The sequence below is a fragment of the Pseudomonas cichorii genome (genome assembly GCF_003700275.1).
Classification (GTDB): Bacteria; Pseudomonadota; Gammaproteobacteria; order Pseudomonadales; family Pseudomonadaceae; genus Aquipseudomonas; species Aquipseudomonas cichorii_B.
On sequence record NZ_RBRE01000052.1, the window covers coordinates 53,647 to 67,414 of the forward strand.

At 57.8% G+C, this 13,768-nt stretch carries 11 protein-coding genes and 1 pseudogene; 1 reads left to right on the forward strand and 11 read right to left on the reverse strand.

Going from position 1 to position 13,768, the window contains the following annotated elements; genetic code table 11:
- Window positions 1–15: 15 nt before the first annotated feature.
- From ALQ04_RS14590 to ALQ04_RS14625, 8 genes are all read right to left on the reverse strand, one after another.
- Entirely contained in the window at window positions 16–2,088 is a 2,073-nt protein-coding gene (locus ALQ04_RS14590) for a chemotaxis protein CheA (protein ID WP_122316458.1), read from the reverse strand.
- 3 nt (window positions 2,089–2,091) lie between these two features.
- Window positions 2,092–2,409: an STAS domain-containing protein gene (locus tag ALQ04_RS14595; protein WP_122316459.1), complete on the reverse strand. Its 318-nt coding sequence runs from the start codon at window positions 2,407–2,409 to the stop codon at window positions 2,092–2,094.
- A 4-nt stretch (window positions 2,410–2,413) separates the two neighbouring features.
- Window positions 2,414–2,779, reverse strand: a complete 366-nt coding sequence (locus tag ALQ04_RS14600) for a response regulator (protein WP_122316460.1) — start codon at window positions 2,777–2,779, stop codon at window positions 2,414–2,416.
- Window positions 2,780–2,811: 32 nt separating this feature from the next.
- On the reverse strand, window positions 2,812–3,915 hold the full coding sequence (locus tag ALQ04_RS14605) for a methyl-accepting chemotaxis protein (protein WP_409077259.1): 1,104 nt from the start codon (window positions 3,913–3,915) through the stop codon (window positions 2,812–2,814).
- 496 nt (window positions 3,916–4,411) lie between these two features.
- Complete coding sequence (locus tag ALQ04_RS14610) at window positions 4,412–5,587, reverse strand: acyl-CoA dehydrogenase family protein (protein ID WP_122316462.1); 1,176 nt, start codon at window positions 5,585–5,587, stop codon at window positions 4,412–4,414.
- Window positions 5,584–6,936, reverse strand: coding sequence for an LLM class flavin-dependent oxidoreductase (locus ALQ04_RS14615; RefSeq protein ID WP_122316469.1), 1,353 nt, complete (start codon window positions 6,934–6,936; stop codon window positions 5,584–5,586). The genes ALQ04_RS14610 and ALQ04_RS14615 overlap by 4 nt, the downstream gene beginning before the upstream one ends.
- A 92-nt stretch (window positions 6,937–7,028) precedes the next feature.
- Window positions 7,029–8,612, reverse strand: coding sequence for a rhodanese homology domain-containing protein (locus ALQ04_RS14620; protein WP_122316463.1), 1,584 nt, complete (start codon window positions 8,610–8,612; stop codon window positions 7,029–7,031).
- A complete protein-coding gene (locus tag ALQ04_RS14625; RefSeq protein WP_122316464.1) occupies window positions 8,609–9,217 on the reverse strand; it encodes a cysteine dioxygenase in 609 nt (202 codons plus the stop codon). Before ALQ04_RS14625 ends, ALQ04_RS14620 begins: the two co-directional genes overlap by 4 nt.
- 229 nt (window positions 9,218–9,446) lie before the next feature.
- On the opposite strand from ALQ04_RS14625, the gene ALQ04_RS14630 reads away from it, so the two are divergent.
- Window positions 9,447–10,352 (forward strand): LysR family transcriptional regulator, encoded by a 906-nt coding sequence (locus ALQ04_RS14630; protein WP_122316465.1) that lies wholly within the window; start codon window positions 9,447–9,449, stop codon window positions 10,350–10,352.
- A gap of 174 nt (window positions 10,353–10,526) precedes the next feature.
- Here ALQ04_RS14630 and ALQ04_RS14635 read toward each other — a convergent pair whose 3' ends face one another.
- The 3 genes and pseudogenes from ALQ04_RS14635 to ALQ04_RS26945 all read right to left on the reverse strand — a co-directional run.
- The gene (locus tag ALQ04_RS14635) at window positions 10,527–11,615 is read right to left on the reverse strand and encodes an LLM class flavin-dependent oxidoreductase (protein WP_122316466.1); all 1,089 of its coding nucleotides are present in this window, start codon (window positions 11,613–11,615) and stop codon (window positions 10,527–10,529) included.
- Between the two features lie 166 nt (window positions 11,616–11,781).
- The gene (locus ALQ04_RS14640) at window positions 11,782–12,519 is read right to left on the reverse strand and encodes a permease (RefSeq protein WP_259645013.1); all 738 of its coding nucleotides are present in this window, start codon (window positions 12,517–12,519) and stop codon (window positions 11,782–11,784) included.
- A gap of 5 nt (window positions 12,520–12,524) precedes the next feature.
- Window positions 12,525–13,768 (reverse strand): annotated as a pseudogene (locus ALQ04_RS26945) (hypothetical protein); the annotation flags it as partial.

Below are 13,768 nucleotides of genomic sequence, written 5' to 3' on the forward strand. Positions count from 1 at the left end.
TGAAGGCTGAAAAAGTTAGTTGGCGCTGGCGACACTGGTCTGGTGGGCGCTTTCCATCTGCGCTTGTAAATGACGAAACAGGCTCGGGATATCCAGAATCAGGGCGACCTGCCCGGAACCCAGAATGGTTGAGCCACTGATACCGCGAAGGTGCTGGAACATCTTGCCCAAGGGCTTGATGACGGTTTGCAGCTCGCCGTGCAATTGATCGACGATCAGCCCGGCCTGCTGGCGGCCCTGGCTGACCACCACAATGTTGCGGCGGCGTGAAGGCTCGGCTTTCAGGCCGAAATGGCTGTCCAGCGCGATGCAGGGCAGGGGGCGGCCACGCAGGTTCAGATAGCCATAGCCGTTTTCCAGCGGCGGCGCGCTGGCCTCCATGCATTCGGTGACCATATCCAGCGGAATGACAAAGCTGTCGTGGCCCACGCTGACCAGAAAGCCGTCGATGATTGCCAGGGTCAGTGGCAGACGAATGCGGAACGTGCAGCCTTCACCAGCCACCGAATCGATTTCGATCAGGCCGCGCAGTTGATCGATGGCGCTGCGCACTACATCCATTCCAACGCCGCGTCCGGAAAGGTTGGACACCTGCTCGGCCGTCGAGAACCCGGCCTCGAAAATCAGCAGGTGGATATCGCTGTCGCTCAGTTGTGCATCGGCGTCGACCATGCCCTTGGCGATGGCCTTTTCCAGGATGCGCGCCGTGTTCAGGCCGCGCCCGTCATCGCTGATTTCCAGCACGATCATTCCGGAGTCGTGATAGGCATTCAGGCTCAGGTTGCCCTCGGCAGGCTTGCCGACCGCCAGGCGTTCGGCAGCCGATTCGATGCCGTGGTCGATGGCGTTGCGCACCAGGTGCGTCAGCGGATCGGCAACCTTGTCGATCACCGATTTATCCAGTTCGGTCTCGCCGCCACGAATGGTCAGCTGGATCTTCTTGTCCAGTTCCTGACTGACATCGCGTACCACGCGGTGGAAACGGTTGAAGGTTTCGCCGACTTCGACCATGCGCAGCTTGAGGGCGATTTCACGAATCTGCTCCACGTGCTGGAGAACCGCCTGGGTACTTTCGATGCAGGCATTGTGGCCGCTGAGTCGGGCCTGCATCTGCGCACCGGCAGTACTGATGACCAGTTCGCCGACCAGATTGATCAGCTCATCGAGCTTGTTTGCCGCGACCTTGACCAGTGTGTTTTCCACCGGTCGACGGTCACGGTTGGGAGCCGCTGCCGGTCTTTCGGATGCGGCAGCGGCCACGGCAATTACCGCCTGCGCTGGCACAACGGAAGTCTGTTCGAGCACCGGGTAATGTTCGACCGGTGTTTCGCTGGCTGCCGGTTCATCCTGCTGCGCCAGTTGCTCGATCTGCAGCGTGCAGAAGTCCTGAATGAACTCGAAAACATCCTCGATCTCGCTGGCCCGGGCACTGCTGCGCAGGGTCAGGTTCAGCTCCATGTGGCACTCTTCGGGGTCGAGTTGCGCCAGTGCGGGCAATCCGGACGTCAGGGTCTGCATCCGGGTGATGGTGCCGAGCTTCTTGAGGTAACGCACGAACGCTGCCGGATCGAAACCGTTCTGGAACAGTTCCCTGGCAAACGCGATGGAAATCTGCCAATCGTGTTCATCGGCCTCTGCAACTGCTTCGCTGCTGATCGATGCGTTATTTTCAGCGTCGGCTACATCATGTCCCTGAGCCTTGGCCAGGGCTGCGAGCAAAGGTGCCTGACGGCTTTCGTCGGCTTCCATCAGGCCGTTGTCGGGATCCACGCTTTCCAGCAACGTGCTTAGCTCATCCATGCACTTGAGCATCAGCGAGGTCAGTTCCGAGGTCAGCACCCGCTGCCCGTCGCGCACTGACATCAGCAGGCTTTCCAGATGATGGGTGAGGGTTACCAGCGGGGTCAGCGAAAAGATGCCGGCCGAGCCCTTGAGTGTGTGGACGGCCCGAAAAAGACCATTTACCGCGTCGTGATCGTCCGGTGTGGTTTCCAGGCGTAGCAGGCTGTCTTCAGCATCCTTGAGCAGGTCGCGGCCTTCGTCCAGAAAGCCTTGCAGTAACTGATTCCACTGTTCGCCACTGAGCATCGGTCAATCCTCGGCCTGAGCCACAGGTTGGAGCACATCCAGAGCCAACAGCCCGGCCATTTCAATCACGCTGGGCGAAGCTGCGCGTACTGTCGCTGGTGTTCCGGCCAGTGACAGCTCGCGCTGCAAGGCCAGCAACAGTTGCGCACCCGCGCTGTCGAGTTCATCAATGCCGCTCAGGTCCAGCTGCCAACTCTGTGTCTGGGTGGTCAGCAAGGGCATGAGCAGCTCGCGCGCCTGTCTGACTTCGTAGATGGTCAGGTCGCCCGTTACATGCATCAGCGCCGGGCTGTCTGGCGTAGCGTCGGTTATCGAGAACATGGGCTTACCCCAACAGTTTCTCGACCGCAGCGAGTAATTGCTGGGGCTGAAAAGGTTTGACGATCCAGGCCTTGGCACCGGCAGCTTGGCCTTCGGCTTTCTTGGATTGTTCGCTTTCGGTGGTGAGCATGATGATGGGCGTGAAACGGTATTCGGGACGCGCCTTGACCTCCTTGACCAGGCCTATGCCGTCGAGGTTGGGCATGTTCACGTCACTGATGATCAGATTGACTTTCTGCCCGGTCAGCTTGTTGAGCGCATCGCGCCCGTCTACAGCCTCGATAACCTGATGTCCTGCGCTGGTCAGGCTCATTTTCACCAGTTGGCGCATCGATGAAGAGTCATCGACGATCATTACGGTCTTGGCCATGTCTAGAACTCTCGTATAGGGAAAAGCTGGAATCAGAAAAAAGTGATTTCGCTGGCTGCGGCCTGTGGTCGCCCGTGGCGCTCTTCTTCTGTGGTGAAGCGCTGGCGCAGCCGTTCCAGCCAGGCGTGCGGGTCTTCGAGGCTTTCGTCCTGGCTGTGCAGGGCGCTGAGCAGTTGCTGCTGATCGGCCTGGACGTGATCGAGCATCTGGTCGGCGCGGTCCTGGAATTGCAGGTTGACCATGATCGCGTGGATGTCGGTCTGGGTATCGCGGGCATCACGCTGCAGCGCATGGGACGAGTCGGAGAGTTCGTTGAGGTTGTCCCCCAGGCGCGCCATGACCTGAGTGACCGAGTCGTTGAGAAAGTCCAGATTGTTGCGTTCGCTGGTGCCCAGCTCGGCGGCGGCCTCGATGGTGGACTGGATGGCCTTGTTGATTTCCTCGACCTTGGTATCCATGCCCTGGCCCGTTTCGGCGGACAGTGAAGAGAGCTTGCGTACTTCATCGGCGACTACCGAGAAGCCGCGGCCATGCTCGCCGGCACGTGCGGCCTCGATGGCTGCATTCAGGGCCAGCAGGTTGGTCTGGCTGGCGATTTCCTGGACGCGCTTGGCCATCAGTTGCAACTGGCTCGCATAGTTGTCGAGCTTGCCGATGGTGGCGGTCAGTTCCTGCTGGCGCTGGCTGCTGGCATTGAAGGAGTAGGTCACTTCCTTGAGCCGTTCATTGGCTTCCAGCAGGCTCGCGCCTACGCCACCGTTGCCGAGAATGTTTTCAGAATTGTTGAGGCTACCTTCCAGGCGAGTCGCAATATTGCTGAAGCTGTTGAACAGCTCGCTGATATTGCTTTGCAGCAGTTCACGACTCTGGTTGATGCTCTCGCTCCAGCTGGGAACGATGGTGTGCAGCAACGCTGGCACATCGGGTTGACTCTGGGTTTGAGTCGCGGCTGCCTCGAAGTGTTGCTCGGTAATCGAAGCAGCAGGCGTTCTGGCACGTAGATGCAGGGCAATAGTCGCGAGGGTAATAATAGTCAGACCAATGGCTGAAACTATGTTATGCGCCAGTGCAATTCCGCTGGCACTTACTGCGAGACCCAGCCAAAAACCAATGTAAATAGCCATCCTCGCATCCATTCGATTGTCTTAAAGATAAAAGGGATAATAGCGATGGTAAATTGGCGTCAATATCGGGATAACCCCTAATCCTCTTGTTGAATCGGTAAGGCAGCGATGCCGGGCTTCTTGAGTTTTCGATTGACCGCTTCGTCAGGAAAAAACCATATTATTCAATGTCTTTGGGAGGAAGGTGGTAAGTGCAAGGAGTGTGCGGGCGGGGGGTGGTCTAGGTGAATGGATTAAGGGCTGGCGTTTGAAAACGCTTTTTGGGGATGGATTAATATGACTTTTAGATGAATTTATTATCGGCAAAAGACAACTAGCAGACGAGAAAATTAAAGAGGTGTGCAGGTGGGGAGGGAAATAATTCTTTAGTTGATAACGGCTTGAAAGGGTAGGGCTTTTAATATGGATTGTGACATTTTTATTTTAACTGGGCGCTGTCGCGAACTTGTTCGTGAAAGCGCCTGTTAAATAGATTCATTATCATCGGAAAAAGCGATCTGATTAATCCTTACGCAGGCTTTCGAGCCGCAAAGACCGCTTTGCCTACGCCCTGCAGAATCACATCGTTCTGCGGGGTATGAACCCTGCCGCACAGCACGTTGCGGTAATGGCGTTGCAGCGGATTACTGCGCGACAGCCCGGGATTGCCTGCGGCTTCGATGGCCAGCTCTACTGCCCGAATGGCATTGCCGGTCACCAGGTACTTGATCTGCGCGGCATGTGCCGCCGGAACCTGGCCCTGGGCGGCCGATTGCAGCAGGTTCCGGTTGGCGAACAGCAAGGTGTCGATATGCCCAATGACTTCCTGGAAGCGTGGCAGGGTCGACAGTGCTGCTCCGAGGTTGGACGGCTTGCGTTGCTCCAGCCATTGCACCAGCCAGTCCCTGGCAGACTGCGCGATACCGTCGTAGACCGCCGACAGCAGCACCGCCATCCACAGCAGGCCCGAGGCATCGAGTTCCGACTGTGGTGCGCTCCAGCGACTGACACTGACCGCATGTGTCAGTGGCACCAGTACATCCTCGAAGATCACTTCATGGCTGCTGGTGGCACGCATCCCCAGATGATCCCAGTCCTCGACTATCCGGATGCCGGGTGTGTCCTTGTGCACCAGCCAGGCACCCACCAGCGGGTCCTGGTCATCGCTGCGGGCCCAGACACTGAACCAGGTCAGGCCATGGCTGCCGGTCGAGTAGATTTTACTGCCGCTGATGCGCCAGCCTTCCGCCGTGCGGCGCGCGATAGTGGCGGGCAGGCCGCCGCGAGCGGGCGTGCCGAGGTCCGGCTCGACCCGCAGGGCATTGATCAGCGCGCCATCCTCCACGGCCTGTCTGGCGACCAGTACCCGCAAGTCTACTGGCCAGTTCCTGTTCTCCTGCAAACGCGAATGCTGGATGTACTGCATGACCAGAATCAGCGCCGTCGAAGGCTCGCCCCTGGCCACGGCGCTGACCGCCTGCAGGGCCTGAGCCAGATCGGCACCGCCGCCGCCCAGATCGGTGGGGACGGTAAGGCCCAGCAGGCCCTGTTCATGCAGCAGGCTAAAGTTGGCGTGGGGGAATTCGCCGCTGATGTCGTATTGCTCGGCGGTTTCGGCCAGTGTTGCAGTGATCCGCGCCAGCCGCTGTGCAAAGGGCTCGGTCGTGTCGGAATGCTCCTGAGGACGAAGCTGGGAAAGACTCATGCCACGGCTTCCTGTCTGGAACTGACGGTTTGCGCATCGGGTGCATGACGATTGACCGGTACTGGCAGACCAAAGTGCTCGCGCAAGGTGGAGCCGTTGTATTCGCTGCGAAACAGCCCCCGTTGCTGCAACAGCGGCACGACCAGTTCGCTGAAGAACTGCAAGCCGTCCGGAAGCAGCGAATTGATGATGAAACCATCGGCTGCGCCTTGCTCAAACCAGGCCTGTACGGTATCGGCGACCTGCTCGGGTGTGCCGACGAAGTCGCGGCGCGGTCGTGAGAAATACAGCGCCACTTCGCGCAACGTGAGGTTTTCGTCCCTGGCCAGTTGCTTGATCCGGTCCGAGCCGCCTTTCTGGCTGTTGGAGCCCAGATCGCCGACGTCGGGAAACGGCTCGTCCAGCGGGTACTGGCTGAAATCGTGATCGTTGAAAGGGCGACCCAGCGCTACGATCGCATCCTCGATGGACACCAGTTCCACCGCCTGCTGGTAACGGCTTTCCACTTCGGCCTGGTCGCGCCCGACGATAGGCCGGATGCCTGGCAGGATCGACAGGTCGTCGGGGTTGCGGCCAAACCCGGCGGCACGTTTTTTCAGGTCGCTGGAATAGGCTTTGGCGTCTTCCAGGGTTTCGGCATGGACAAAAATGGCATCGGAATATTCCGCGGCGAAATTGCGCCCGTCCTCGGAAGTGCCGGCCTGAAACAGCACCGGATGGCCCTGGCGGGAACGGGAGATATTCAGCGGTCCCTTGACCTGGAAAAACTCGCCCTGGTGATTGAGCGCATGCAGCTTGTTGGGGGTGAAGAATTCACCGGTCTGCTTGTTGCGGGCGAAGGCGTCGTCTTCCCAGGAATCCCACAGGCCCTTGACCACCGAAACGTGTTCCTTGGCGATGCGATAGCGGACCGGATGCGGCGGATGTTCGCCCTTGCTGAAGTTGTCGGCAGTGCCGCTCAACCATGAAGTGACCACGTTCCAGCCGGCGCGACCGCCGCTGATGTGATCCAGCGAGGCGAACTGGCGGGCAACCTGGAACGGTTCGGTGTAGCTGACCGTGACGGTCGCCACCAGACCGATGTTGTGCGTGGTTGCAGCCAGTGCCGAAAGGATGGTCAGCGGCTCGAAGCGGTTCAGGTAATGTGGGCTGGATTTTTCGTGGATATGCAGGCTGTCGGCAATGAACACGAAATCGAACTTGGCGGCCTCAGCCAGCGCGGCTTGCTGTTTGTAGAAGCCGAAATTGACGCTGGCATCGGCCAGCGCGTCAGGATGGCGCCATTCGCCCCAGCCGTGACCGACGCCGTGCACCATGGCTCCGAATTTCAAGTGACGTTGTTTGCTCATGTCGAATGCTCCTTGGATATGTATTTGGATAATCAGCAGGAACGAATTCATTCGCGAGCCGGCGGCCTTCGCGGATGAATCCGTTCCTGCGATCAGATCACCTTGAAACCATGGGTGCCGTCGCGGGCCAGTTGCTCGACCAGGCCGAATTCCCAGTCCAGATAAGCCTGCATCGCCGCACGTGGTGCGTCGGTGCCTTCATAGGGGCGGCGATAACGATCGATGCGCGGCGAGGCCAGGCGGCTTTCGCCGTGCTCCAGCGGCAAACCGGCCTTGATCCAGCTGGCAGTGCCACCTTTGAGCAGAAACACCAGCTTGCCGGTCAGGGCTTCAACCTCGGCGACCACCAGGCGCGCCAGACGGCTGCTGCCACACGTCAGTACATAACGCTCGGCGCTGGGCACTTTGGCCAAGGCCTGGGCGAGATCCGCACGCAACGTCCACCATGCGCCGGGGATATGTTGCTTGACGTAGTTGGCGCTGGCGGTGAAGTCGAGTACCGCGACATTGCCATCGGCCTGCCATTGAGCGAGGGTTTCGACGCTGATTTCCTCGACCTGCGGTGGTGGCGGGAACGGCGCATCCCAGTCGCCCGGTTCGCTGAAGTCCGCCGCTTGCAGGTCATCGACCACAAAGACTTCCCAGCCCAGTTGCGCCAGCCAGGAAGCCGACATGTTGGCGCGCACACCGTCATCGTCGACCAGCACGATGCGCGCGCCGCGCACGCTGGCGAAATGATCGGTTTCCTGCACCAGTTGCCCGCCGGGTGTGGAACGGGCCGCTGGCAGGTGGCCTTTGGCAAACTCTTCCGGGGTACGCACATCGAACAGATAGGTGGTGCGGCTGGCATCCGCCTGCCAGCGTTGCAGGTCGGAGCGGGTCGCGCGTTGCACGCCTGCCTGATCGGCAACCTTGCGGGCATCGGCACTGGCCACTTCACGGGTGTCCTCACTGACCGCGGCAAAGCGTCGTGCCTGACCGTGATCCAGCGTCTGCCCGGCCAGCAGCCAGCCAATGGTGCCGTTGCGCAAGGCGCTGATCTGGTTGGGAAGCCCCGCGTTGACCAGCGACTGAGTGCCGATGATGCTGCGGGTGCGTCCGGCGCAATTGACGATGATCCGGGTGTTCGGGTCCGGTGCCAGCTCCCGGGCGCGCAGTACCAGTTCTGCGCCCGGTACGCTGATGCCACTCGGGATGCTCATGGTCCGGTATTCGTCATAACGACGGGCATCGAGCACCACGACATCAGCCTTGGCGTCGAGCAGCCCCTTGACCTCTTCGGCCGACAGCGAAGGCGTGCCGCGATGATGCTCCACCAGTTCGCCAAAGGCCTTGCTGGGCACGTTGACGTCGATGAACAGTTCGCCACCGGCATCGCGCCAGCCCTGCAGGCCGCCTTCCAGCAGCTTCACATCGCTGTAGCCCAATGCCTGCAAGCGTGGCAGTGCGATGGTGGCCAGGCCTTCGCCATTGTCATAAAGGGTGATGGCGGTATCGCGGCGCGGAATCCGCGAGAACACCTCCAGTTCCAGTTTCGACAGCGGGATATTGGCAGCAAACAGCGGGTGCGCTTCAGCAAACGGGGCTTCTTCGCGCACATCCACCAGCGCTGTTTCCCGGCGCTCCAGCAGCGCCTGGCGAATGTCGGCAAAGGATCGGGTCGAGGCTGTGGTCATTGGGCTTTGCTCTCTTTTGACAGGTCCCAGATATTCGGGAGAAAGGCGTTGGAGTAACCGGAGATGAACAGTTTTTCGCTGCCGTCCGGGTCATACACGGCGCGCTTGACCGCGCCGATGTTGGCGCCGTAGACATGAATGCTGATCGACACCTGATCGCTGAAGGCATTGCTGACCTGATGCACATCGTTGCTGCGCGGCGACAGGGCCTCAACATGGCCAGGCTCCAGACGAATCGCCGGTCCTTCGCGCTCCAGGCGGCCCTCGGGGCTGCGGGCAAACCCCTGGGAGTATTCGGCACCGCGCAGCATGCCGATCAGGCCCCAGACCCGATGGTCGTGAATCGGCGTGCTCTGACCGGGGCCCCAGACGAAACTGACCACCGAAAAGCGCTGCCGGGAGTCGGCATGCAGCAGGAATTGTTGATAACGGGTCGGATCGGGAATCGCGAATTCGTCAGGCAGCCAGTCGTCATGGCTGACCAGCTGCGACAGCAGTTTGCCGCCGCGATGCAAGAGATCGCCTTCGTGCGGGTTGCCATCGATAAGCTCGGCCAGTGCGCCGATAAAGGCCCTGAGTCTTTCCGGGTGTTGAGTCTGTGTCATATCCATTCCAGGGCGAGTAGGTGCCTGAATAGATGTAAACATAATGTGGAATCTTAATATGCTATTTTTTTATGATTAGGTTATAACGAAAAGCTCTTTAATGCTTTTTGCAGAGCGTGACCGTTCATGCATCAATTGACGCCAGCGGTGGGCGTGCAGCTATCCAGAAGCAGCAAATCGCACTATGCTTTTTGCCTATGTTCTTTTTATATTTTTATGTGCGGTCCGAATGAAAATTGATGATATCGATGCTTTCGTTGCGGTAATTCGTTGTCAGTCGATCAGCCATGCGGCGGATTCGCTGGATTTGACTCAGCCTGCGATTACCCGCCGGGTACAGAATTTCGAGCAGGCGCTGGGTGTCGAGCTGTTCGACCGCAACACCAAGCCGCTCAAGCCCACGCCGATAGGCATTCAGGTCTATCAGAAGTGCCTGGCGATCCTGCGGGAAATGGACTCGTTGCGTGAGCTGGTCGCCAGCGATACGCCACCCAGCGGCCTGTTGCGTCTGGGCGTCCCCCAGACCATTGGCGATGTGGTGCTGCTCGATGCCCTCAAGCAATTGCGTGGCGAGTTTCCTGACCTGCGGGCCCAGGTGGTCACCGGTTGGGGCAGCAACCTGATCGGCAAGATCGAGAATGGCGAACTGGATGCTGCGGCTGCACTGTTTCCGGCAGGCAAGATATTCCCGGAAAACATCATCGGTCAGTCCATCGGCAAGGTGGAACTGGTGGTGGTCTGTGCCAGAAACACCGTGGCAAAGAAACCCGGCAAGCTGGCTGACTGTTATGAGCAGGGATGGGTACTCAACCCGGATGGCTGCGGCTTTCGTGCAGGGTTGCAGCGCACCTTGTCCGATCAGGGCTTGAACCTGAAGGTCAACCTGGAAACCTTCGGCACCGAACTGCAACTGGGTCTGGTAGCCGACGGCATGGGCCTGGGGCTGGTGCCGCGGCCATTGCTGGAGCGCAGCGTCCATCGCGAGCAACTGGCGATTCTGCCGCTCAAGGACTTCAAACCGGTGATGGACCTGTGGCTGGTCTACCCGCGTTTCCTCGGTAACCTGCAAGGTCCGGTGGAGTCGTTCGGCAGCCTGGTGGCGCGCTCGTTGAAGCAGGAACAAGCGGCGGCCTGATTCCCCAACAGGCCCCAGTGGGAGCGAATTCATTCGCGAGAGGCCGGTACATCCGATACATATTTATCGTTTTGTATGCCGTCTTCGCGAATGAATTCGCTCCTGCTGCGAGATCAATTCAAACCTGTGGAAGGGGGCTTGCCCGCGACGAGGCAGGCGTTATCCATACCCTCTTCAGGCCACCTGCTCCCGAGCCTGCCGCTCACGCTGGGCAACCAGTTCGCGGGTCAGCGGGATCAGTTTCCTGCCGTAATCGATGGCATCGTCCAGCGGATCGAAGCCGCGAATCAGGAAGGTCGTGATGCCCAGGTCGTAATAGTCCAGCAGGGCTTCTGCGACTTGCTCCGGCGTACCCACCAGCGACGTGGAGTTTCCCTGGGCGCCGAGCAGGCCGGCAATCCCTGTCCACAAACGCTTGTCCAGGCGTGCACCTTGCGCTGCCGCAGCCAGCAGGCGGCGTGAACCTTCGTTCGGTGGTTCGCGACGTACGAAACCATTGCTCTGCGCCAGTGCCGTGGCTTGCTCCAGAATGCTGTCGGCACGCGCCCAGGCTTTTTCCTCGGTGTCTGCCAGGATCGGCCGCAGTGACAGGCTGAAGCGAATGCTGCGGCCATGTTTGGCAGCTTCGGCGCGGACCTGTTTGACCACGTCACGGACCTGCTCATAGGTTTCGCCCCACAGCGCATAGACATCCGCATGCTTGCCTGCCACCGCTATCGCAGCGGCTGACGACCCGCCGAAGTACAGCGGAATATGCGGCTGCTGCGGCGATTTGACCTGCGAATGAGCGCCTTCCAACTGGTAATAGGTGCCTTGATGGTCGAACGGCTGCTCGCTGGTCCATTCCTGACGCACCACGCTCAGATACTCGTCGCTGCGTGCATAGCGCTCGTCCTTGCCGATATGACTGCCATCGGCGCGCAGTTCCTTGTCGTCGCCACCGGTAATGATATGCACGGCCGTGCGCCCGCCATTGAAGACATCCAGCGTCGCAAACTGGCGTGCAGCCACCGTTGGGGCAATGAAGCCGGGGCGGTGGGCAATCAGGAACTTGAGTTTAGTGGTGACACTGGCGGCATGGGCGGCGACAAAAGCACTGTCCGGGCTGTTGGAGTGATAAGCCACCAGCGCCCGGTCGAAGCCTGCGTTCTCATGAGCCTTGGCAACCTTTTCCACGTAATCGGGCTGAATGGTCGGACCACTGCGCGGGTGAATTTCAGACCCGGGTTGGGTGGCGATATAGCCGATGAATTCGATGCTCATGACAACTCCTGTCAATGGTTGAGGTCCGTTCGACCCAGTGGATAGCACCTTAAAGTCATGCAGCACTGCCTGTGAAATTCGATTTTGGTCTAAGTTAATTATGAAAAATATGCATTACCTTTGTTTTTGTTATCAGGGTTTTGATTTTTCAGGAGGGTTATTGCCATCACCACTCCCAGGCCTTTTCGGTGAACTCGGCGGTGGGCGGCAGGACGGAATGGAGAAATTGCAGGTACTGCTCGAAGAGGTCCTCGTTGGGGAGGCGGGCTTCAAATCCCACCGTGGTGTCCGTGCAGTGGATAATGATCATGGAGCGTTTGCGATCCACTGTGACAAAGTTGTGCTCGTTCCAGGGCAGGCTTTGTTCATGGTGGATTTTATTTTCCCAATTCAGCAAAAAGCGTGCTGACCCGAGAGCAATCGCGGCAGGGCCGATCAGGAATAGCAGGGAGCCGCTGAAAAGGGCCACGCCGAGAAAGAGCAGGATGGTGAAAATAGCGATGCCTTTGAAGAGGGGGGCAGCGAAGTTTGGGTAGTATTTATAATGTTGAAGTAAAGCTTTTTGAGAGCCGACGTTATAAATGAATACGGTTTTTTGTCTGAGTAATAGTATGAGTAAGAATGTAATGCTGTATGAAGTGGCAAAACCCAGAATTACTTCAATTGCATAGTTTGGCAGGCCTTTCATCACCCACGCACTGTAGAGGCCGAAGGCTGTGCCGGCACCCAAGACAAGAAACTGCAACCCACTTATTTCTTTTGGTGGGAATTTTATAGACTTGACGGACCACTCAAACAGGGTTTTGTTTTCTGTCTGTTTGTCATGAGAGGTATCAAAAGCAGGGTGGGCTTTGGATGTGTCTGAAAATTTTTCTATAGAAGAGCACGCTTTTTCTTTATGCATAACTTTTATTCCAATACGACAAGGTGCAAGGCTTGGTCGCGGTTTTCCAGGCTAACCAAAAGCTGAGTGGTTGCCAGCCCATCAACGACCCTGTTACCGCGCTTGTCGAGTACCATCTGATAAAGGTACCCCTGATTGTCTTTGTCATGACCAAGCACATCCGTGGGGTACCATATCTGTAACTCGATATAGTCTGTATTCTGGTCGAGTGGTATCCAGGTCTGCCAGACTATATCCTCGTTTTCTGGAATAAGCGGAAAGTGCATCGTCGATGACCTATAGGGTGGGCGCTCGTCACTGGCTTTGCCAAACTGCTTGGTAGAAAAGTATTGGCCACGCTCTTCAAATATATGTTTTATGGGGGTTTCAGTTCTGGCTGTGGGCAGTACTTCAAAAGGGCGTTTACTACCAATTACATTAACTTCAATGAGGTTTCCACGGGTTGCGTTGGGAAGTTGAATTTGAATCCATGCGCCATTTTGTACAGCCATCTCCATGTAGTCCCCCTTGCCCAAGTAGCGTTGTTCATAAATAACCGTACTTTTGGCAAAGACTTGTGGGCTTAGCTGAATCTCAAGCAACCTACGCTTTTCTTCGCTGTGGCCTTTTGGAGTGTTCGCGTAACGAAATTCTGTTGAGTGTGACCAGCAGCAACTTTTTAACCACCAGCCAATACTGTCTTGTTTGACGTGATTCAAGAAAAGACAGGCAAACAAATAAATGGCTCCAGCGATTAGAAGGCCTACAGCGAACCATGGATTCATTACGATAAATGCCAGCTCAGTAGAGATTCTAATGCCTGTAATTAACTGCATGAAACCTCCAGCGCCCATGGTGACGACAGCAATCCTCTTTATAATTATTGCTGCTTTTTCCTCTGACGTTTTGGCACTGGTGTAATCATTCTTCAGATCCCAAAACTCCAATACCGCCGCCACCATCCCAAACGCCCCCAAGGCCACCATCGTTACCCTGAACCCACGAATTGCATCTCCCCAGGCCGTATTCCCCTGAGCTTTCCAATAAGCGGCAGACCGATCCAGAATTCCGACTTCATATCCACCTATCAGCACCGGCTTCGCCTCCCGAATCACCGCCCACGGCGCTTCGACAAACACGGCCATCAGCAAGTTGGCGCTATAACCCAGGCTGTAACCGACCTTGACGATATCCTTGCCGCTGAATTCGCCATCGCGGGTCAGGTCCTGATAGAGCATGGCGGTGTTGATGAAGTTGATCAGGATCACGC